The 663-nt window shown below is 45.6% G+C and carries 1 protein-coding gene; it reads left to right on the top strand.

What is annotated here, in order from left to right:
• Positions 1-663 (top strand): portal protein (locus ACFINI_RS10110; RefSeq protein ID WP_375648059.1); only part of this gene is annotated, 663 nt, incomplete at both ends.

The following is a 663-nucleotide window of genomic DNA, read 5'->3' as shown; positions in this document are numbered from 1 at the left end:
AGCTGGTACAAAGAAGATGTGGAGCATGTGAACAAATGGCGTGAACATGCGCGGGAGGATTTTGGTTTTTACAATGGTGATCAATGGAATGAAGAAGATTTATCGGCGTTAAAAAAGCAACGCCGCCCCGTTATGACTTTTAATCGTATTGCTCCGCTTGTGAATGCTGTTGTGGGTTCAGAACGCAACAATAAGCGAGAAGTGCAATTCATTCCTCGTCAAATAGGGAAGGCATTGCCAAGTGAATTGCTTACAGGAGCAGCAGAATGGTTTCGCGACATGGCACATGCTGAATATGCAGATAGTGATGCTTTCCAAGATGCTGTCATTTGTGGAATGGGGTGGACTGATACCCGCCTTGATTATGAGAACAGCCTCGATGGTGAACCGGTCATTACGCGTTTAGATCCTTTAAAAATGGTCTGGGATAGTGCGGCAGTGCAACCGAATTTAACCGATGCACAACGTTTGTGGTATGTAGACCGCAAGCCGTTAGAAGTAGCTAAGCAGATGTTTCCCAAATCTCATTGGACAGAGCTGAGTGCAGATTGGGCAAGGGATGGGAGCTCTCATGAAGGTGTTCACCATAATGATCTTGATTATTACAGTGATGAAGGGAGCATTGATGTTGAAAACGGTCGTCGGATGGTCACGCTTGTTGAA

The sequence above is a fragment of the Bartonella sp. AA56HLJMS genome (genome assembly GCF_042197145.1).
Taxonomy (GTDB): Bacteria; Pseudomonadota; Alphaproteobacteria; order Rhizobiales; family Rhizobiaceae; genus Bartonella.
This window is presented reverse-complemented; position numbering and strand designations above follow the sequence as displayed.